Raw genomic sequence first — 20,256 nt, 5'->3', positions numbered from 1 at the left:
CTACGATCCCGGCCCGCGCATGTTGTGCTCCATTAAGCACTGATACAGGCGTGGGGACAGACGGTTGAGCCACCACGATAGGTGTGCAACGCGTCCGACCGGGATCATGGGCTGCGATTTGTCCAGTCCGCGCAGGATTGCCATGGCAGCACTCTCGGGGCTCATTTCGTCCATTCCGTCCTTGGCCGATCCGGGGCGCGCGGTTCCATCGGGTTGCTCCATTGCGTTGCCGGGGTTGGTGGCCACAAAAGACGGCGCTGCAATCTGAACCTGAACGCCATGTGGCTTTTCTTCGGATCGAAGCGATTTGAAAAAACCCTCAAGCGCGTGTTTTGAGGCTGCATAAGCCGTGCGATGGCAGAGCGGAGCGAAACCAGCCACCGACGAGATCGCCAGATGTGTTCCCTTTGACGCGCGGAGAGGCTGCAAGAATACGCGGGCCATTTCAACGGCTGCAAAATAGTTGATATCAAACAGTGCACGGTGACTGGCCGTGTCAGACCGGTCAAACCCCCGAATTTGCGTAACCCCGGCGTTGTAGATGACCAGATCAATGCTGCCGCTTGACGTGATCGCCCTTTGAGCTGCGTTGGCAAGCTGTTCGGGGTCAGTCAGATCACAGGCAATTGGCAGTTGGTTCTGTTCTGTTTGCAGGCCGGACACATCAAGATCCAACAGCACCACCCGCCACCCACGGGCTTGCAATGCACGGCTTAAAGCCAGTCCCAAACCGCCCGCACCGCCAGAGATGACCGCGGTCTTCATAATCCGGCCTGCCGTTGCCAGAGCGCAAAAACCTCGGCGCTGGACTTTTCGGGCACATAGCCGAATTCAGATTTCAGGGCAGAATTATCCAGAACTGGCCGATATTGAAGGAACCTTACCTGTTCCGGCCCATAGCGAGATAATCCCAGTGGGCGCGCCACGACCAAGGCCGCTTTCAGCACCCATGCGGGCAGACGCAGAACCGGTTTTCCCATGGCGCGCGCCAAGTCGTTCACACCCATCGTGCCGTCACCGGCGACGTTGTAAATCCCGGCTGGCCCGTCGGTTGCTGCGCGCTGAAGGATGCGTACCAGGTCCCGGGTCCAGACAAAGACAAACGGGCTTTCGCTGCCGGACACCGCCAGCAACCGGGGCTTTCGAAACAGGGCGGTGATCTGGTTCTCGGTTCCAGCCCCCAGAACCGTACCCACACGCAGAACAACCTGCTCAAGATCGGGGGCGGTTCTGCGGGCTTCGGCCAAAATCTCTTCGACCTGATGCTTGTGATCTGAATAAGGAAACTCGGGGTTGCCGCGCAATGGATCGCCTTCGCGCAACGGCACAGGATTGTCTGAATGATAGCCATAAGCGGCACCGGAAGACGTAACGACCAATCTGCGCACCCCGTTTGCGATGGCGGCATTCACCACATTTCGCGTGCCTTCGACATCGACAGCATAGGCTGCGGCGCGCCCCATCTTTGGCGGCGGCGTCACGACTGAAGCCAAATGCACAATCACATCCGGATTCACCTTGGCAATCACACGTGCAGGAGCGTCGGTTGTAACATCCATGGACAAATATGAGGCGTCTTCCGGCAGGTTAACCGGGCGTTTCAGATCGGTTGCAAAGACCTCGTGCCCAACAAGTTCGGGCAACAGCGCTTGCCCGACCATCCCGACAGCGCCGGTAATCAGGATGCGGGTCATCGCGCGGCCTCGGTTCGTGCCATGACCGAAGCCAAAGCCAGGCCCGAGATAGCGTGCCATACTCCCCAGAATGCAGCGACTACGGCCATGCCGCCAAGACCGTTGAAGAATGCAAAGATCAGGACGAGCCCAAGTCCGGAGTTTTGAATGCCGGTCTCAATGGTGATGGCGCGGCGATCGAAGGGGGACAGCCCGGTCAGAGTGGCCACAACCCAACCGCCCCCCAGCGCCAGGGCATTGTGAAGGATTAAAAGCCCGGCAACAGCCCCGGCAAACCCAAGGAAAAACCCCCAGTTGGCAGCCAGAGCAAGTACGATAAACCCAGCAAAGATACCCATCGACAGAAGTTGCAGCGGTGCGCGCAACCGTGCCGTCAAGGCGGGGAGGCGTTGATTCAGCGTAATTCCCAGAACCAGCGGCAGGATCAGCATCAGACCGACCAGGATTGCGATCTGCATTGGGTCGATCTGGGTCTGTTGCAGGATTGCGCGGGTCGGAGGGTAAAGCCCACCCCAAAGCGCAATATTGAAAGGTGTCATGAAGATCGCACTGATGGTGGCGAAGGCTGTCATCGACACCGAAAGCGCTGCATTCCCGCCCGCGCGGTGGGTGGTGAAGTTCGAGATATTGCCCCCTGGGCAGGCCGCGACAAGGATCAGGCCAAGCGCAATTGACGGTTGCGGTGCTGCAATCCACACCATCACAAAGGTCAGCGCAGGTAGGACGACGAGTTGTGAAAACAATCCGACAACCACTGGTTTGGGTGCGCGCCTTAAACGGTCAAAATCCCGAGGCGTAAGGTCGATGGCAATCGAGAACATCACGATTGCCAGAATAGCATTCAACAGCGTCAGAGACGCCGGACTGAAATTCAGTGTGATCTGGTCAATACCACTCACGCGGCGGCCTTCCGCAGCCGGTCGATCCAGCCGGTGACAGCCTTTCTGTAGGTATTCTTGTCCACGTAATAGGCCATGCGGGGCAGGTCGATGTAGTTCATGCCTCCGGTGGCGCGCGCATAACCTTTTTGCTTTTCTGCGTGCAGATCGGCCGCCACGTGGCAGCCGTGTCGAAGCCCCTTGATGTAGCGCGCCACCATCTCGGCCTGCTCGTGCCTGCCCTGCCAGCCCAGGCCCGTGGCTTCGACCATGCCCAGCACGAACAGATCGTCCCGTTCGGGATGTATCGTGTTCAGATACAGATGCGGGGCGTCGCCCTGCCAGTTCAGCAGGCCTTTGTCGATGAACGGGTAATGCAGTTTGTATCCGGTCGCGGCGAGGATCATGTCATAGTCGTCGCAGGAGCCGTCCTTGAAATGCACGGTGTGACCTTCCAGCCGTTTAATATCCGGGCGGATGCTCAGATCGCCATGGCCTGCGTGATACAGAACCAGCGAATTCACCACGGGGTGGCTTTCGTACAGCTTGTAATCCGGTTTGGGAAAGCCGTATTTCTGCGGATCACCGACAAACCAGCCAAGGATCAGGCTGTCGACCTTACGCTTTAGCCACATCGGCAGTCGGATCTTTCCGCCCATTGTGTCAGCGGGTTTGCCAAAGACGTATTTCGGGACGAAATAATACCCGCGCCGCATCGACAGATCGCAGCGTTTCGCGTGGTGGATGGCGTCGACTGCGATGTCACAGCCGGAGTTGCCTGCGCCCACGACCAGCACACGCTTGCCGTCGAATTGGCTTGGGTACCGATATTGCGAGGCATGGACCAACTCGCCGTCAAATGTACCCGGAAAGCTGGGTACATTCGGTTCCGACAGGGTGCCGTTCGCAATGAGTACGCCGGCGAATTCGGCCTGATGGGCGCCATCCTGATCCCGCCAGCACACGCGCCAACCGTCACCCGGATTGCCCAGCGGAGCGACCTGAGTGACTTCCGCATTGAATTTGTAACCCTCTCGCAACCCGAAACGGTCCGCAAATGCGCGGAAATAGTCGCGCATCGCCCGGTGCGAGGGGTACTCGGCAACCGCGTCATCCATGGGGAAATCCGCAAATTCGGTCATACGCTTGGATGAGATCAGGTGCGCCGACTCGTACATGGTTGATCGTGGGGCATCGATGTCCCACAGACCGCCCACATCCGAATGCAACTCAAACCCCTGAAATGCGATTCCCTGTTCTTTCAGCACCTTGGCCGCGGCCAAACCCATTGGCCCCGCCCCAATCAGGGCGAATGTGTCGCGCGTTTCTGTCATGAACCCTCCCAAAGTTCGTGAGGTTTAAATTGAACGAACGACCAAAATAAGGCAAGATGAATTTCATGGCGCTGAAAAACGTAGAAAAACCAAGACAAAGGGCACCGTCCAAGCGGTCTTTGAAAACCAAAGCGCGGATCATGGATGCGGCCGAAACAGTCTTTGCCGAACGCGGATTCGAAGGCGCGTCGATCCGCGATATCGCTGCGCTTGCAGGCGTTCAGGTTGGCCTTGTTCATCACCATGGCGGCGGCAAGGAGGAGCTGTTTTTTCGAGCGATCGAACGCCGTGCGGGCAAGCTGGCACAAATCAGAACCGATGCGCTGGCCAAGGCAAGAAAAGCAGGCCCGCTAACATTGCGCAGCATTCTGGACAGTTTTATCCGGCCTTATGTGGAACTGGCAGAAACAGGCGGTTCGGGATGGATGGCGTATGGGCGCCTTGTGGCGCATGTCTCGGTCGATCCCCGCTGGCGCGATATCGCGGCTGAGTGTTTCGACCCGACCGCCCGGCATTTTGTCGACGAAATCGCTGCGCTTTATCCGGACGTTGACCCTGCGCTGCTGGCCAGCGGCCAGGTCTATTCCGTGTCGGCAATGCTGGCGCATCTCAACAGTGGCTGGCGGGTCGGGGCTTTGTCGCAAGGCGGCGGAGTGTCAGAGGTGGAACGCCTGATCGATTTTTGTGCAGCCGGTATCGAAGCGATGGTTCAGGCCTGTCGCGGTTGAACGCGCAGCATTGCTATTGCTGCAAATGGTTGAACAGGATGGTGCTGAACACAGAAGGTGGTGACGTCCGGACGGCGCTGGGTGAGACAAAAAAACCAAACATCATGATCATAAGGATCAGGGCTGCTCCGGCAAGGCACGCCGCAGAAAGCTGAAAGACCGAACGAACCATTGGATTATTCCCTGTAAAAACTCAACAAAATTTGCGGTGTCTTGCGCATCACGAGAGCTTTGACAGCTCTTGTCTCAGCCTTTCATTTTCGGCCTGCAACTGGGCCAGTTGCTGGCCTAAACTGTTTAGATGCGGGCGCAGTTCGGCTTCGGTGAAACGCGGCGTGATGTGGCGCGGGCAGTTCCAGTCAAGCGCCTCAACTCGAATGATCGCGGCCCGCTCTGCGGGGGCTTCGGCCCCTTCCGGATACAAGCTGGCTGCCGCTGCTTGACCTTCCGTGAATTCGACACGCCCCAGGATCTTCAAACGGTGTTGATTGGCATAATCCATCAGGATCATCGCGACCCGATCGTTGCCATCCAGGTTCCCACGCGAGATATACTGTTTGTTGCCTGAAAAATCGGCATATCCGATGGTTTGCGGACCCAGTACTTTCAGAAACCCGACCGGCCCGCCGCGATACTGCACATAAGGCCAGCCTGTTTCAGACACCGAGGATTGATAAAACCCGTCGCGTGCCTGAATGAACTGTTTTTCGGGTTCGCCGATCAGATGGCCCTGTTGCGGGCCACCTTCAATGAATTTGGCATAGGTTTTTGCCGATCCCATCCGCTCCTGATGGGCGCGGACGGTTGGGGTGAAGGTCAGTTCTGAAAACGCACGCGGCACAGTATGTCCTTTCAAAGACCCAGATCAGACAGCTCGGGATGGTCATCGGGGCGTTCACCCAATGGCCAATGAAACAAGCGGTCGCTTTCGGCTATGGGGTGATCATTCAGTGAGGCATGCCGATGCGACATGCGTCCGTCTTCGGCAAATTCCCAATTCTCGTTGCCATATGACCGGAACCACTGACCGCTATCGTCGTGCCACTCGTAAGCGTAACGCACTGCGATGCGATTACCGGTAAAGGCCCAGAGTTCCTTGATCAGCCGATAGTCCAGCTCCTTGTGCCATTTACGGCTTAGGAAGGCGTGAATTTCGTCATGCCCTGACAGAAATTCCGCCCGGTTTCGCCACTGACTGTCATCTGTGTATGCGGGGGTGACGCGGTCGGGATCGCGGCTGTTCCAGGCATTCTCTGCCATGCGCACTTTTTGCGTGGCAGTTTCCAACGTGAACGGGGGAAGAGGGGGTCGAGACATGGTGCAGGGGGCTTTCAGGTCAGAGAAGCGGCAAGAATGGCCAGTGTCAGAAGAAATGGAACGTACTGAGGGGGGAAAATGCTGGCGCGACGTTTCATCGGTCAAATCCTCTGGTGTACTGATCGGTAAACTTAGCAATAAAGTGTACCGATCTGTTAACTTTTGCAAGAGGAAAAGCTGAAAATTTTCCTCGCAGTTTAAGGTGAGTCATGAATTATAATGAAAACAATGCTTTGGGCGGGGCCGGTTGTACTTCATGTTTCGGGGTAATATGTACAGAACGGTACACCATGGAGCCGAATCATGCGTCCAAACAAACGGGATGAACTTGTCAGCAAGGCCCTGAAGGTTTTTTACCGCGACGGGTTTCACGCGACCGGCATGGATAAGCTGGTGGCGGAAACGGGCGTTTCGAAAACGTCGATGTACAAACATTTCCGCACCAAGGAAGACCTGATTGTAGCCGCTCTGCGCCTGCGGGATGAGAATTTTCGCGAGTGGTTCTATCAGCGCATTGACGAGATGTCGGATACACCGGCCGAGCAACTCATCGTCAGTTTTGATGCCTTGAAGGAATGGTTCGAGGAAGATGGGTTCCGGGGCTGCATGTTCATCAAGGCCGGGGCTGAATATCAGGAAACAGACCATCCGATCCATGTGCAGGCAGCCGAACATAAACAGCTGTTGCTGGAGCATTTCACGTCCGTCGCCGAACAGGCTGGTGCGCGTGATCCTCAGAAACTCGCCAGCCAGATCGTGTTGTTGCAGGAAGGGGCAATCGTGTCTGCGGTTTTGCTCAAGAATTGTGATCCTGCGGAAGACGCCAGAGATGCGGCACAGCAATTGCTGGCATTGGCGCTGAGTTAATTTCCTTTAAAACAAGCAGGTTCTCAAAGTTACCTAGCAAAGAAACGTTGCGTTGTTCGAAGTCGGAACGCCACGTCACGTGGATTGGCGGGAATCGGGCTGAACGCTAGGCTTTCGCGAAAGACAGATTGGAGAGCCTTTGATGTCACTTTTCACTTCGACCGCGGCATGGATCACTGACGAACACCGCATGTTTGCGGATATGGCTGGCCGATTCATGGATGATGAACTGTCACCGAATATTGAAACCTGGGTTGAAAACGGGGCTGTTGATCGCGACTTCTGGCGCAAGGCTGGTGAAACCGGCCTGATGGCTGGTGCAATCCCCGAAGAATATGGCGGCGTCGGCGGCGGTATGGGCTTTGACGCAATCACCGCGTACGAACAGGGCGCACGGGGCGACGCTGGCTGGGGCTATGGTATTCAGTCGATCGTGACCCATTATCTTATCGCCTATGGCAGCGAAGATCAGAAACGGAAATGGCTGCCCAAACTGGCTTCGGGTGAGATGGTCGGCGCACTTGCCATGACGGAACCCAGCACCGGCTCGGATGTTCAGGCTGTGCGCACAACGGCCGAGAAGGACGGAAACTCCTACCGGCTGAATGGCTCGAAAATCTTCATCACGAATGGCCAGACGGCGGATCTGATCATCGTGGCCGCCAAGACTGACAAGTCCGAGGGCGCGCGGGGTGTGTCATTGATCGTGGTCGAAACCGAAGGGGCCGAGGGGTTTCGCAGGGGGCGCAACCTCAAGAAACTGGGGATGAAGGGCAACGACACGGCCGAGCTGTTCTTCGAAGATGTCAAAGTGCCGATGACAAACCTGTTGGGCCCCGAGGAAGGGCAGGGGTTTTACCAGCTGATGAAGCAACTGCCATGGGAACGGCTGAACATCGCGATCATGGCGCTGGGTTCGATCGATTTTGCCATTGCCGAAACGGTAAAGTACGTGCAGGAGCGCAAAGCGTTCGGTCAGCGGGTGATGGATTTCCAGAACACGCGTTTCAAGCTTGCAGAATGCAAGACCAAGGCCGAGGTGCTGCGCAGTTTCGTCAATGACTGTATCGGCAAGCTGGAGGCTGGCGAACTGGACGCGGCAACCGCCTCGATGGCCAAATACTGGGGCTCGGAGGTGCAGAACGAAATCATGCACGAATGCCTGCAGCTGTTCGGCGGTTACGGTTTTATGATGGAGTATCCGATTGCCCGCCTCTACGCAGACGCGCGCGTGCAGATGATTTACGGCGGCACGAACGAGGTCATGAAAGAGGTGATTGCAAGGTCGCTCGACGTCTGAAGGTATCCGGGCAGCCTCTTGCCGGATGTCATCATTCCTGACGGAATGTTCGCTTCTGTTGGACCTCGCAGGCCCGTGCTTGCGGGGTTTTTTCGTTGCTGACCCGACCGCAGTTGCCCACTTGCAAAGGACGTGCAGCGGTATGATGATCCGCCGAAAAGACTCAGAGGTCTGACGTGAACGATCCCGAACAAGCCCTGTGGCGGACTACATGTACCGAAGCAGTCACAGCTCTGCCGCTGGGTAGTGATACAACCGTTGATCTGGCCATCATAGGTGGCGGATATACCGGGTGTTCAGCTGCCTTGACGGCAGCCCGGTCCGGCGCTTCGGTCTGTTTGCTTGAAGCGCAGAAGATCGGGTTTGGCGGGTCGGGGCGCAATGTCGGTCTGGTCAATGCCGGGCTGTGGCTGCCACCGGATGACATCCGCGCGCATATCGGTGCAGAGGCTGGCGATCGCCTGATCGATCTGCTGGGCAAGGCACCGACGGACGTATTTTCCCTGATCGAAGAACATGGCATCACATGCGAACCCATTCGCAATGGAACCCTGCATTGCGCGCATTCCGCCTCGGGGCTGAAGGACCTGCAAACGCGCCATGCCCAGCTAAGCGGGACTGGCGCGCCGGTAGCGCTGCTGTCGGTGGATCAGGCCCGTGACCGGACCGGTAGCGATGCTTTCCATGGGGCGTTGTTCGATCCTCGCGCAGGAACCATACAACCCTTGGCTTATGTCATGGGATTGGCGCGTGCCGCGTCTCAGGCCGGGGCGCAGATCCATGAACAAAGCCCGGTGCAGACCCTTCGGCACGAAGGTGGGCAATGGGTGTTGACCACACCGGGCGGGATTGTAAGGGCTAAGTCCATTATACAGGCAACCAACGCCTATCACCTTGGCTTGCCAGATACTGCGCCCGCCTATGTTCCCGTTTATTACTTTCAATACGCAACGACCCCGCTGTCGCATAATCTGCGCGCCAGCATCCTGCCGCAGGCAGAAGGGTGCTGGGATACCGGGCTGATCATGACGTCGTTCCGGCTGGATCAGGCGGGGCGGATGATCATTGGCGGCATGGGCGATCTGGGGAATGCAGGTCGCAGTGTGCATGTCAACTGGGTCCGACGCAAACTGGCCAACCTTTATCCTCAGCTTGCAGATCAGCCGTTTGAACAGGGTTGGCACGGGCGGATTGCCATGACCTCGGACCATATCCCGAAAATCACGCAGATTGGCCCCAACGCTCTGGCCGCGCACGGATATTCCGGCCGTGGTATCGGCCCCGGCACGGTGTTCGGTCGAATGATGGCCGAAAGTCTTCTTGCAGGTGACCCCTCGCTTTTGCCCGTTCCTGCGGTGCGTGAGCATCGCGAAAGCTGGACGCGCGTGCGCCGCGCCTTTTTTGAATCCGGTGCGGCACTGACGCATCTGATAAAGGCGCGGTTCTGAAATTCAGACCGAGCGGGTGATGCCACCATCAACCCGGATATTCTGCCCGGTGATGTAGCCACCTCCTTCGGATGCCAGCAGGGCCACGACCGAAGCGACCTCGTCATAACTGCGCCCATAGCGCCCCATGGGAATGCGTGCGCGGAATTCTTCTTTTTCGGGCAGGCTGTCGATGAAACCGGGCAGGATGTTGTTCATGCGGATGTTTTCGGCAGCGTATTTGTCCGAGAACAGTTTGGTGAAGGCGGCCAGCCCGGCGCGAAACACGCCCGAGGTCGGGAAAACCGGGTCAGGTTCGAACGCGGCGAAGGTTGAGATATTGATGATCGATCCACCGCCCTGCGCTTGCATGATCGGCGTCACAAGCCGCGAAGGGCGGACGGCATTCATGAAATAGACATCCATACCGGTGTGCCAATCTTCGTCCGTCAACTCAAGGATCGGGGCACGGGGGCCGTGACCAGCGGAATTGACCAGAACGTCAATACGCCCCCAATGGGCCATGGCCGCATCAACAAGCTTTTGCAGATCCTCCGTGGACTGGTTCGAGCCGGTTACACCGACGCCTCCCAACTCATGCGCCAGCGCTTCGCCTTTGCCCGAGGATGACAGAATCCCGACCTTGAAACCGTCCGCGGCCAGCCGCCTCGCGGAATCCGCGCCCATGCCGCTGCCGCCTGCTGTGATAAGTGCTACTTTCTCCATCTGAGATCTCCGTTTTGATTTGGTTTCAGGATGGCGAATGAATTGCGGTTTGACCAATCAGTTTTGTTGAGTACTCGTGACCGTGTCCCGCAGCCGAACCTGGCCTTTGTTATGCGCAGCTGACGGCTGTCTCAGGTCTGAAGGGACGCTGCGATGGCTTCTATCCGGCCGCGTAACCAGCGGTGGGCGGGGTCATTGGCCGATCTTTGATGCCAGACCATATAGATGGACACAGGGGGACAGGCGAAGGGTAAAGGTGCGCAATCCAGCGCGGCCAACGGACCCTGTTTCATCAGTGCCGTATCTGTCGAGATCAGGTCGCTGCCCTGCACAAAGGCCGGGATCGCGTTGAAATGCGGCAGGGTCACAACCGCAGGATTGATCTGGCTTTGATCAACGCCGCGCATGACGGCACGGGCGTTTCGGCCATCGGCAAACCGCACTTCGACATGGTCGCTGTTGCAATAGTCCTGCCAGTTGCCCGGTGGTCGGCGTTGCGCTGCGTCGTAGAACACCATCATCGGGCTTTCGATCAGTCTTTTCTGGAAAATATCCGGTCCGTCGGGCGGCAGCGGGGTCAGCATCAACTGGCACCGGTCGCTGCGCAACAATTCGGGGTCGGGCACACCCGATGGGATGAATTCCAACCGCAGGCGCGCGCCTTCGGCGCGTGTGTCACGCAGCAACCGTGGAAAGATCAGCTCTCGTGGCATGTCATTGGTGGCGATGCGGATGTTGATCTGTTCCGACAAAGGATCGAACGGCCGGCCGTCGGTCAGCGTGCGCATCCCGTCCAGTACCTTTTGCGCAGGCTCTTTCAGGGACAGGGCGCGTTCGGTTGGCGTCAGACCCTGACCTGAGCGAACAAACAGCGGGTCGCCCAGGACCTGCCGCAGTTTGGCCAGAGTATGACTGATCGCAGATTGCGTAACCCCCAGCCGATCTGCGGCTTTCGAGACCGAGTTTTCCTCGAGTATCGTCAAAAAAGTGCGTAGAACCTTGCCGTCGAGGTCAATGAAATCGAATTTGCTCATACCATTTATGATTAATCATGAATGGTTTTGCTGTCCATGGCGGGGTACGGGACGGGCATCAACAGGAGATATTCGATGGGGATCCGTTTATTCTCGGACAGAAACCGGCCCGTTCATATGGGCGGCTACCCGCTGGAGCGTTTGGCCCGGCAAGATGACATGCCGGATCTGTCGCTTGTGCCCGCTTTGGCCGAGCTGAGTTTCCACCGACCGGAACACCCTGACAGCATCGTCAATGCGATGGGTGAGTTTCAGGCGATGATGGACGCCATCCGCGACGGAATGGTGAACCCGGTTGCGTCCGAGATTCCATCTAACCCGCAGGAACGGGCCAACCACATAAAAGCGTTCGGCTACTTCAACGATGCGTCGATGATGGGGTGCGGTCCACTGCCATCTGACGCCCTGTTGCTTGAGGCCCGCCGCAATCCCGATATTGACCGGCTTGCCCACGCGTTGCGCACCCGTCAGACCAAAACGCTGGCATCCGGGATCGACGTCATCATGGCTGATCTGAAAGACAGTATGGAGGCCGCGCCCAAGCCGATCGACAGCCATCGGCACAGCATTGTCTTTCTTTATGAACACAACCGCGATCCCGACCCGTCCGAACCCGGCGCTGATTGGATAGTCGACGCGCAGGACCATCGCGCCTGTCTGCTGGCGACCGAGAATGCGGTGGTCATCGCCAATTACATCCGCCTTTTGGGCTTTGACGCGCGGGCGCACAGCATGATGTCGACCGACGTTGATTTGGGCAAGCTGGCGGTCACCGCCGGGTTGGCTTCGGTCGGGGATGGAGAGGTTGTCGTGCCCTGGCTGGGCAAGCGCTTTGGTTTGGCCGCTGTGACGACTGACATGCCGATCGCCCATGACAAACCGCTGAAGCCTATGGCCGATCAGCCCTGGTTCCGGACGCAGGGGCCGGCATGGTGGTTGGGAACGGGCTTTGCCAAGAACGCCTTCAACCGCGACCCCTATGCCAAGCGGCGCTATGTGGACGGGGCACATCCGTTTGAGAAACTCAAACGGGTCGAGACACCAACGACCTTTATTGACGAAGAGAATGTCGCTCGTGTGCCCAAGCGTGCAGATATGTTTGCCCGGGCGCAGTTCGGAGATATGGGCAAGTCGCTACAGGATGCGGCCAAAGGCGGGTATTACGTCCGCAAGGCAGCACCGAGTTTTGCCCAACGCCGTGCTTTGGGTGCGTTTGTACTGTTGCAGGACGGTGAAAGCGCTGACGCGCCCAAGCCATCTGACGCACAACGCAACGCAGCAAACATCAAGGCTGCGACCTATTTTCTGGGGGTCGATGCGGTGGGTCTCAGCCGCTGCCCGGAATGGGCCTGGTATTCCCATGACGCGACGGGCGAAGAAATCGTGCCGCCCCATGATCAGGCCGTCAGCATGATCATCGATCAGGGTTATGAAACGATGGAGGGTGCCAGCGGCGACGACTGGATCAGCGTCGCCCAATCGATGCGCGCCTATCTGCGATTTTCCCTGCTGGGTGGCGTGATTGCACAGCAGATCCGCAATCTTGGCTACAAGGCCAAGGCGCATACGGTGATGGATGGCGAAGTTCTGCAACCTCCGCTTTTGTTGCTGTCCGGTCTGGGCGAAGTCAGCCGGATCGGCGAAGTGATCCTGAACCCCTATCTTGGGCCGCGACTGAAATCAGGCGTGGTGACCACGGATATGCCGATCGTGCATGACAGGCCCATCGATTTCGGTCTGCAAAGCTTTTGCGAGTCTTGCAACAAATGCGCGCGCGAATGCCCATCGGGCGCGATCACGGCTGGGCCAAAGCTGATGTTCAACGGCTATGAAATCTGGAAATCCGACAGCCAGAAATGCGCGACCTACCGCGTGACCACTCCGGGAGGCGCGATGTGCGGGCGGTGCATGAAGACCTGCCCCTGGAACCTTGAGGGTATCTTCAAGGAGCGCCCGTTCCGCTGGGCCGCGATGAACATACCCTCGGCGGCGCCTGCATTGGCCAAGCTGGATGATGCGGTTGGCAATGGCGGTTTGAACGACACCAAGAAATGGTGGTGGGATATCGAGTTGCAGCCCGACGGGGCGTATCGGCCAACAACACACCCTTTGAACCGGCGCGATCTGCAAAAGGATCTGGACCTTAGATACGAAGATCAGACATTGGCGGTCTACCCGGCCTATCTGGCCCCGCACCCCTGGCCCTATCCGTTTGCAATGGATCGCGAGGCAGGAATTGCCGCCTATGAGGCCTTGGTGACAGCCGAAGAGTACAAGGCGCGTAAAGCTGCGGGGGATATGTCGTTCATTCATCGTTATCAGGTCGCAGGTGACGCGCCGGTGATGCGGGTCGCTGTGACCAAGGTCGACAAGATGACCTCGGATGTCACCAAGTATGAGTTTTCCTCCCTTGACGGTGCGCCGCTTCCTGAATGGTCCGCAGGTGCGCATCTGGATGTGCTTGTCGCGCCAGAGTTCCTGCGCCAATACTCCATGTCTGGCGACCCGTCGGAACGGGGGTCTTATCAGATCGGTGTTCTGCGCGAGGATGAAGGGCGGGGTGGCTCGGCCTTGCTGCACCGAATTTTCAACGAAGGGCGCAAGGTTTTCATCTCGAAACCCATCAACCATTTCGAACTGAACGAAGGGGCGTCCAAAACCTTTTTGATGGGGGGAGGTATCGGAATCACTCCGATGATCGCATTTGCTCATCGCCTGCACGCAACGGGCATGGATTTCGAGTTGCACTACTCGGCCAGCACGCGGGGCGGTGCGGGGTATCTGGATGATCTGGCGGGGATGCCCTGGGCGAACCGCGTTCACTACCATTTCTCGGATGAAGGCACGCGCGCTGATCTGGATGCGATCCTGTCGGGGTATCAGCAGGGATGGCACGTCTATACATGCGGGCCTGATCGGTACATGGAAGGGGTCATGCAGGCCGCGGAACATCAGGGTTTCCCCGAAGAGGCCCGACATCTTGAATATTTCTCGGTCCCGGAAACCCCGGACTACGAAAACCACCCATTTACCCTGAAACTCGCGCGTTCAGGTAAAACGTTGCCTGTGCCCGCAGACAAGGATGCCGCTCAGGTTCTGAACGAGGCGGGTTTTCGCGTGGATGTGAAATGCGCCGATGGTATCTGTGGTGTGTGCAAATGCGGTGTCCTTTCGGGCGAGGTCGAGCATCGGGATTTCGTGCTGTCCAAAAAGCAGCGCCAAGGGGCGATGATTCTGTGCCAAAGCCGCGCTGCGGAGCCGGATGGTGTGATCGAGCTCGATCTGTAAGCATGGTCAGAAAGCGACCTTTGGACGGTTAAATTTGGTCGCTCGGCCCATGGACGTCACGTGGGTGGTGAATTAACGTCGCCCCGAACCCAGATATCCCTGACCAACAGGTGCGAGGTAGCATTATGGATTATCACAGCCCCGCCAGCTTTGCCGAGGCTTCGGCTCTGGCCGCAAATGCGACGGGCATCACGCGCTTTCTGGCGGGCGGCACCGACGTTTTGGTGCAGCTGCGCTCGGAGTTGGTGACGCCTGATACGCTGATCGACATCAAGAAAATCAACGGTGTACACGACATCACCCGCAATGCTGATGGAAGCTGGACGTTGGGAATTGCCGCAACCGGTGCCGAAATGAGCGAGCATCCCGAGTTGGGTCGTGACTGGCCCGGTGTGGTCGAGGCGATGGACCTGATCGGATCAACCCAGGTGCAGGGGCGCGCAACACCGACCGGTAACCTGTGTAACGGCTCACCTGCGGCTGATTCCGTGCCCGCCATGGTCGCAGCTGGTGTGACTGTTACCGTGACCGGCCCGGACGGCACTCGCGGAGTCGCGGTCGAGGATATTCCGACCGGCCCCGGTAAAACCTCGCTGGCCAAAGGCGAGCTGATCTCGGCGGTCAATATCCCGGCACGTGGCGAAAACGGCGGCGATGCCTATCTGCGGTTCATCCCCCGCACCGAAATGGACATCGCTGTGGTTGGCGTTGGTGTGAACCTGCGTCTTGACGGCGACACCATCACTGAGGCCCGTGTATCACTGGGCGCCGTGGCCCCGACCGTTCTGCTGGTCGAAGACTGTGCCCAGGCCATTATCGGCAGCGCGCTGGATGATGCGGCCCTGGATGCGCTGGCCGCCGCCGCCTCTGCCGCCTGTAACCCGATTGACGACAAGCGCGGCACGATCGCGTTCCGTACCGAGGTCGCAGGCGTTCTGGCAAAGCGCGCCGCGAAAATTGCCTATGCCCGCGCGAAGGGAGAAAACGCATGAAAAAGCTCCACGTAACCACCACCGTGAATGGCGATGCGGTCGAATACCTGTGTGATCCGCGTGAAACCCTGCTGGATTGTCTGCGCGACAAGCTGAACCTGACAGGCGCGAAAGAGGGCTGTGGCACCGGCGATTGCGGCGCGTGCTCGGTCACCGTTGATGGCCGTCTGGTCTGTTCATGTCTGATGCTGGGTGTCGAGGCTGAAGGTAAGCAGATCGAAACGGTCGAAGGCATTGCCGACGGTGATATTCTGCATCCGCTGCAAAAGAAGATGATCGAATACGCTGCCCTGCAATGCGGCATCTGCACGCCGGGCATTCTGGTGGCGGCCAAGTCGCTGCTGGAGAAAAACCCGAACCCGACCGAGGATGAGACGCGGTATTGGCTGGCAGGCAACCTCTGCCGCTGTACTGGATATGACAAGATCATTCGCGCCGTGATGGAAACGGCGGCTGAGATGCGGGAGGCGTCGTAATGGCTTTGGACGATCGTAAATCAGACTTCACTTTTGTCGGCACCCGCCCCAACCGTCCCGACGGTCTGGACAAGGTGACCGGCCGCGCCAAATTCGGAGCGGATGCCTACGCCCCGGGAATGCTGCATGGCGCGATCCTGCGCTCACCTCATGCGCATGCTCGGATCGTGAAAATCGACACGTCGAAAGCCGGGGCGCACAAGGATGTCAAAGCTGTTGTGACGCGCGCCGACTTTGCTGAAGTGCCGTTCAAGCCCGGTCTGGAAGGTGAATTCTACAACGTTCTGGAAAACGTTATGGCCGGTGAGAAAGCGCTATATGACGGGCACGCGGTTGCAGCGGTCGCTGCGACTTCGGCATTGGCGGCGCGTGACGCGCTCAAGCTGATCGAGGTCGAGTACGAAGTTCTGCCCCACGTCACCGATGTGGATAAGGCGATGGCACCGGATGCGCCTGTGATCCGCGAAGGGGCAGCGGATTATTCCGTGCCGGAAGGAATGCACCCGAATGTTGTCCGCTATCATGAAAGTGGTCACGGCGATGTCGAGGCCGGATTTGCCGAAGCGGATCTGGTCATTGAAGACAGTTTCGTCACTGAAGCGACGCATCAGGGTTATATCGAACCACACGCCTGTCTGGCCATATTGGGTAATGACGGCAAGGGTGAGTTATGGTGCACGACACAAGGGCATTGGATTGCGCAGAAAACCTGTGCCGCGCTTCTGGGAATTGAAACTTCGCAGTTGCGCGTCACTGCGTCTGAGATTGGCGGAGGGTTTGGCGGTAAGACAACCGTTTTCATCGAACCCGTCGCACTAGCGCTCAGCCGTAAGGCTAATCGCCCGGTCAAGCTTGTGATGACCCGGTCCGAGGTGTTCCGGGCCACTGGTCCGACTTCGTCTGCCTCGATGGACGTCAAGATCGGCATGAAGAAAGACGGCACGATCTCGGCGGCCCAGGGTGTTTTCCGCTTGCAGGGCGGGGCCTTTCCCGGTGCGCCGGGCGACATGACAGCCATGTGTGCCTTTGCGCCGTACAACCTGACCAACGTCAAGCAGATCGGCTATGACGTTATGTCCAACCGCCCAAAGCAGGCAGCGTATCGCGCGCCGGGTGCACCAATGGGTGCCTTTGCGGTCGAGTCGGTGATCGATGAGTTGTGCAACAAGCTGGGACTCGACCCCGTTGAGGTACGTCTGAAGAACGCCGCGCATGAGGGCACGAAAGCCAGCTATGGACCTACCTACGAGCGCATCGGTCTTGTCGAAACGTTGGAAGCAGCCAAGGCACATCCTCATTATTCGGCTCCGCTGAAGCCGGGGCAGGGGCGCGGTATTTCCTGTGGCTTCTGGTTTAACCATGGTGGCGAGACCAGCGTTTCGCTTGCCTTGTCCGAGGATGGCTCGGCTCAGGTGATGGTCGGAACGCCTGATATCGGTGGCTCGCGCGCGTCAATGGCCCTGATGGCGGCCGAGGTTCTGGGCATTCCGTATGAAAACATCCGGGTGACCATCGCCGATACGGCCACGCTGGGCTACAATGACGTAAGCCATGGCTCTCGCGTGACCTACGCGTCAGGGCTGGCGACGATCAAAGCTGCGAGACATGCGGTTGAGAAACTGTGCGAACGGGCCGCGGCCAAATGGGGCATTCCGGTTGATGCGGTGAAATGGGAAAACGGCTGTGCGGTGCCCTCAGGCCCGAATGCAGGTGATTTCGATCCGATGCCGCTGGCCGATATCACCGCTGATATGGGCCGCACCGGTGGTCCGATCTCGGGCCATTTCGAGGCAACCCCCGAAGGTGCCGGCGTGTCTTTTGGCACCCATATCGTCGATGCCGAGGTTGACCCGGAAACCGGTAAGACCAGTGTGACCCGCTACACGGTCATTCAGGACGCGGGCAAGGCGATCCATCCGACCTATGTCGAAGGCCAGTATCAGGGCGGTGCCGCGCAAGGTATCGGCTGGGCCCTGAACGAGGAATATATCTACGGCGAAGACGGTCGCTTGCAGAATTCGATCTTTCTCGACTACCGCATCCCGGTTGCCAGTGACCTGCCGATGATCGACACCGTAATCGTCGAGGTTCCGAATCCGGGCCATCCGTTTGGCGTTCGCGGTGTGGGCGAAACGGGTATCGTGCCGCCACTGGCCGCCATTGCCAACGCTGTGTCCAACGCGGCTGGCGTGCGGATGAAGCGGTTGCCGATGTCGCCGCCACGCATTCTGGCCGCTCTCAAGGACAATGGTTGAGGTTCACCTCTGGTCCGGCCTCCGGTCACTGACCGGGGGCCAGCAGGTGGTTGAGGTCGAGGCCAAAACCACTGGCGAGTTGCTGCGCGCGCTCGTGCGTGCGCATCCGCAGCTTCAGGCGCCCATCGACGCTGGCGTGTCTATCGCTGTCGACGGGCGCGTGATCGCGACCGGACTGACCGAACCGATTCCCGAAGGCAGTGAAGTCTATCTGATGCAAAGGCTGAGGGGCGGTTAAGCGCCAGGCGACCAAGGCTCGCGCCCGACCATTCGGTCTGCCTCGGCCGTGATATCGTTCATATGCTGCTCAAGGCTGTGGCGCAGGGTTTCTATTTCGTCTTCACTTGCTTTGCGCGGAACTGTTTCTGTCCATTCCCGGCACAGAAACACCCCCTCGTTACCCCATGGGCGGGGCATCAAAAGATGATCCCATGTTCCTGCTTCGCGCCCATGTTTCGCCGAAAAGGTAATACCAAACACGCGTTTGCCTGATGTGCGCGCCCAAACCAGCGGAACCGTTGACAAAACCCGCTCTGGCCCACGGGGTCCGTCCGCCGCTATGCCAATGGATATTCCCTGTTTCATTTTGCCAAGCACTTCGCGTGATAACGCCACGTGGCGCTGATGACTGGACATGGCAATCGTGTCCATTCCGAACAGCTTTTGCACGCGACCCACCATGCTGCCAGCCCGCGCAGACGATGTAATCGAACAGATGCGCCCCTTGTCCAGTGGGAAGAAATAGGGCGACTGCGCCAGCCGTTGATGCCAGAGAACAACGATGACCGGCTCACCCTGTTCGGCCAACTGGTCCAGCTTTTCATAACCGATGCGCTGCCAGCGTGTGTTGCGGTGTACCAGCCGAATATAGTTTGCAACCCGACGCGCCACCCAGTTTAGCACAGCTTCGCTGTCTACAATCTTCTTTCGGAGGTTCACGCCGGGTTCCTTCTGCTAACCGGTCCTTGTCTTAGCGCACCACGCGGTTTGCGCAACTTGTTTGTCCGGGCATTTCGTGGCTCGGAATCTGAAAAAGCCTCTTGAGTCCGCCGCGCGGCTGGCATATCTGGGGCTCACTACAGGGGTATAGCTCAGTTGGTAGAGCGACGGTCTCCAAAACCGTAGGTCGCGGGTTCGAACCCTGCTGCCCCTGCCATTGAAATCGTCCGAATACTAAGTTGTGATATCCAAGGGTGAATGGGTTTCATCCTTTGAGTTCGCTTTGCCTGTCTTCAGCCATTTCGCGCTTGGGTCATTACTGGTCGCAGAATTGGCTTCGGCAACACTGCTACAATGGTGCGAGGCCATCGTGCCCTGTTATTATCTCTTGTTGGCACCTGTATTTTCGTGCGGACCTACGGCATCCAGCTTTTCAGCCCACATATGCTGATATTCTTGAAACACCGCCGGCTTGTTTGAGTGGAGCGCCATCAATGCGCACGCGGCCCACATAGCGACATCGTAATCCGAGTCGCTCTTTTTCAGTAATTGCGCATTAAGTGCAGCGGCTTCTGATGTCGAAGGTTTATGCATTGCCATCGGACCCCTTGTGCCAACTGATACTGTTACTCGCAATCGTCCTGCCCCGGACACTCACCAAAACCAACAGATTTCATTATGTGGGTAGAACAGTGAATGGGCTGGAAACAAGACGTTAACGTGTCATTAACTTTTTGCTGGGGCAGATGTCTACAAGAGTGTTCATGCGAACGGTCCAAAGGTGAACTAAGTCACAGACCAATCACTTGAGTTCCGCTTTACTTACAATTGTTACGAGTTGGCGCTCACGTTCGGTACATGACGCTGTTTTGTTTTTCCCACCTGTGGCTGGGGCGCGCTTGTGGTTGAGCGCGCCCTTCCCATTGAGCCTCCCCAACTGAACTGGTCCACCGTTATGTTTAGGAAACGGAGGACCACGAATGGCAAACAAGAGACCGAAG

The 20,256-nt window shown here is 58.0% G+C and carries 20 protein-coding genes and 1 tRNA gene; 10 read left to right on the top strand and 11 right to left on the bottom strand.

The window, feature by feature from the left end; all coding sequences use genetic code 11:
* The 4 genes from AC2FLO_RS12430 to AC2FLO_RS12415 are packed head-to-tail and all read right to left on the bottom strand — an operon-like array spanning nt 1 to nt 3,906.
* Nucleotides 1–765 carry an SDR family NAD(P)-dependent oxidoreductase gene (locus tag AC2FLO_RS12430; RefSeq protein ID WP_480587838.1) on the bottom strand — a complete coding sequence of 255 codons (765 nt, stop codon included), beginning with the start codon at nt 763–765 and terminating at the stop codon, nt 1–3.
* The gene (locus tag AC2FLO_RS12425) at nt 762–1,694 is read right to left on the bottom strand and encodes an SDR family oxidoreductase (RefSeq protein ID WP_496753481.1); all 933 of its coding nucleotides are present in this window, start codon (nt 1,692–1,694) and stop codon (nt 762–764) included. The genes AC2FLO_RS12430 and AC2FLO_RS12425 overlap by 4 nt, the downstream gene beginning before the upstream one ends.
* A complete protein-coding gene (locus AC2FLO_RS12420; protein WP_496753480.1) occupies nt 1,691–2,593 on the bottom strand; it encodes a bile acid:sodium symporter family protein in 903 nt (300 codons plus the stop codon). The genes AC2FLO_RS12425 and AC2FLO_RS12420 overlap by 4 nt, the downstream gene beginning before the upstream one ends.
* The gene (locus tag AC2FLO_RS12415; protein ID WP_496753479.1) at nt 2,590–3,906 is read right to left on the bottom strand and encodes a flavin-containing monooxygenase; all 1,317 of its coding nucleotides are present in this window, start codon (nt 3,904–3,906) and stop codon (nt 2,590–2,592) included. Before AC2FLO_RS12415 ends, AC2FLO_RS12420 begins: the two co-directional genes overlap by 4 nt.
* 65 nt (nt 3,907–3,971) lie before the next feature.
* Between AC2FLO_RS12415 and AC2FLO_RS12410 the strand changes: the two genes are divergently transcribed.
* The gene (locus tag AC2FLO_RS12410) at nt 3,972–4,634 is read left to right on the top strand and encodes a TetR/AcrR family transcriptional regulator (protein ID WP_496753478.1); all 663 of its coding nucleotides are present in this window, start codon (nt 3,972–3,974) and stop codon (nt 4,632–4,634) included.
* Between the two features lie 220 nt (nt 4,635–4,854).
* Here AC2FLO_RS12410 and AC2FLO_RS12405 read toward each other — a convergent pair whose 3' ends face one another.
* Nucleotides 4,855–5,475 carry a pyridoxamine 5'-phosphate oxidase family protein gene (locus AC2FLO_RS12405; protein ID WP_480587823.1) on the bottom strand — a complete coding sequence of 207 codons (621 nt, stop codon included), beginning with the start codon at nt 5,473–5,475 and terminating at the stop codon, nt 4,855–4,857.
* Nucleotides 5,476–5,486: 11 nt separating this feature from the next.
* Complete coding sequence (locus AC2FLO_RS12400) at nt 5,487–5,951, bottom strand: nuclear transport factor 2 family protein (protein ID WP_209504702.1); 465 nt, start codon at nt 5,949–5,951, stop codon at nt 5,487–5,489.
* A gap of 303 nt (nt 5,952–6,254) precedes the next feature.
* On the opposite strand from AC2FLO_RS12400, the gene AC2FLO_RS12395 reads away from it, so the two are divergent.
* The 3 genes from AC2FLO_RS12395 to AC2FLO_RS12385 all read left to right on the top strand — a co-directional run bounded on the left by AC2FLO_RS12395 (nt 6,255) and on the right by AC2FLO_RS12385 (nt 9,566).
* Complete coding sequence (locus AC2FLO_RS12395; RefSeq protein WP_496753477.1) at nt 6,255–6,818, top strand: TetR/AcrR family transcriptional regulator; 564 nt, start codon at nt 6,255–6,257, stop codon at nt 6,816–6,818.
* A gap of 142 nt (nt 6,819–6,960) precedes the next feature.
* Nucleotides 6,961–8,118, top strand: a complete 1,158-nt coding sequence (locus AC2FLO_RS12390) for an acyl-CoA dehydrogenase family protein (protein ID WP_496753476.1) — start codon at nt 6,961–6,963, stop codon at nt 8,116–8,118.
* A 176-nt stretch (nt 8,119–8,294) separates the two neighbouring features.
* Nucleotides 8,295–9,566, top strand: coding sequence for an NAD(P)/FAD-dependent oxidoreductase (locus AC2FLO_RS12385; RefSeq protein ID WP_496753475.1), 1,272 nt, complete (start codon nt 8,295–8,297; stop codon nt 9,564–9,566).
* Between the two features lie 3 nt (nt 9,567–9,569).
* Here AC2FLO_RS12385 and AC2FLO_RS12380 read toward each other — a convergent pair whose 3' ends face one another.
* Together AC2FLO_RS12380 and AC2FLO_RS12375 are read right to left on the bottom strand one after the other, a co-directional pair.
* Nucleotides 9,570–10,271 carry an SDR family oxidoreductase gene (locus AC2FLO_RS12380; protein WP_480482134.1) on the bottom strand — a complete coding sequence of 234 codons (702 nt, stop codon included), beginning with the start codon at nt 10,269–10,271 and terminating at the stop codon, nt 9,570–9,572.
* A gap of 131 nt (nt 10,272–10,402) precedes the next feature.
* On the bottom strand, nt 10,403–11,305 hold the full coding sequence (locus AC2FLO_RS12375; RefSeq protein ID WP_480587808.1) for a LysR family transcriptional regulator: 903 nt from the start codon (nt 11,303–11,305) through the stop codon (nt 10,403–10,405).
* Nucleotides 11,306–11,380: 75 nt separating this feature from the next.
* On the opposite strand from AC2FLO_RS12375, the gene AC2FLO_RS12370 reads away from it, so the two are divergent.
* From AC2FLO_RS12370 to AC2FLO_RS12350, 5 genes are all read left to right on the top strand, one after another.
* Nucleotides 11,381–14,593, top strand: coding sequence for a reductive dehalogenase (locus AC2FLO_RS12370; RefSeq protein ID WP_496753474.1), 3,213 nt, complete (start codon nt 11,381–11,383; stop codon nt 14,591–14,593).
* Between the two features lie 125 nt (nt 14,594–14,718).
* The gene (locus AC2FLO_RS12365; protein ID WP_496753473.1) at nt 14,719–15,585 is read left to right on the top strand and encodes an FAD binding domain-containing protein; all 867 of its coding nucleotides are present in this window, start codon (nt 14,719–14,721) and stop codon (nt 15,583–15,585) included.
* Nucleotides 15,582–16,061 carry a (2Fe-2S)-binding protein gene (locus AC2FLO_RS12360; protein ID WP_496753472.1) on the top strand — a complete coding sequence of 160 codons (480 nt, stop codon included), beginning with the start codon at nt 15,582–15,584 and terminating at the stop codon, nt 16,059–16,061. The genes AC2FLO_RS12365 and AC2FLO_RS12360 overlap by 4 nt, the downstream gene beginning before the upstream one ends.
* The gene (locus AC2FLO_RS12355; protein WP_496753471.1) at nt 16,061–18,316 is read left to right on the top strand and encodes a xanthine dehydrogenase family protein molybdopterin-binding subunit; all 2,256 of its coding nucleotides are present in this window, start codon (nt 16,061–16,063) and stop codon (nt 18,314–18,316) included. Before AC2FLO_RS12360 ends, AC2FLO_RS12355 begins: the two co-directional genes overlap by 1 nt.
* Nucleotides 18,309–18,554: a MoaD/ThiS family protein gene (locus AC2FLO_RS12350; protein ID WP_170346142.1), complete on the top strand. Its 246-nt coding sequence runs from the start codon at nt 18,309–18,311 to the stop codon at nt 18,552–18,554. Before AC2FLO_RS12355 ends, AC2FLO_RS12350 begins: the two co-directional genes overlap by 8 nt.
* On the opposite strand, the gene AC2FLO_RS12345 is transcribed toward AC2FLO_RS12350, so the two are convergent.
* Nucleotides 18,551–19,255, bottom strand: coding sequence for a lysophospholipid acyltransferase family protein (locus tag AC2FLO_RS12345; protein ID WP_496753470.1), 705 nt, complete (start codon nt 19,253–19,255; stop codon nt 18,551–18,553). The genes AC2FLO_RS12350 and AC2FLO_RS12345 overlap by 4 nt on opposite strands.
* A 141-nt stretch (nt 19,256–19,396) precedes the next feature.
* Here AC2FLO_RS12345 and AC2FLO_RS12340 point away from each other — a divergent pair.
* Nucleotides 19,397–19,472 (top strand) — tRNA-Trp (locus tag AC2FLO_RS12340).
* A 164-nt stretch (nt 19,473–19,636) separates the two neighbouring features.
* Here the strand turns inward: AC2FLO_RS12340 and AC2FLO_RS12335 are convergent.
* Nucleotides 19,637–19,849 (bottom strand): hypothetical protein, encoded by a 213-nt coding sequence (locus AC2FLO_RS12335; RefSeq protein WP_496806587.1) that lies wholly within the window; start codon nt 19,847–19,849, stop codon nt 19,637–19,639.
* A gap of 208 nt (nt 19,850–20,057) precedes the next feature.
* Nucleotides 20,058–20,256, bottom strand: a 199-nt coding sequence (locus AC2FLO_RS12330; protein WP_496753469.1) for a hypothetical protein, incomplete at its 5' end; no start/stop codon positions are given.

This window comes from Ruegeria sp. TASC047, from assembly GCF_059612445.1.
The sequence above is the reverse complement of the archived record's forward strand: the minus strand, read 5'-3'. Positions and strand labels throughout refer to the sequence as shown.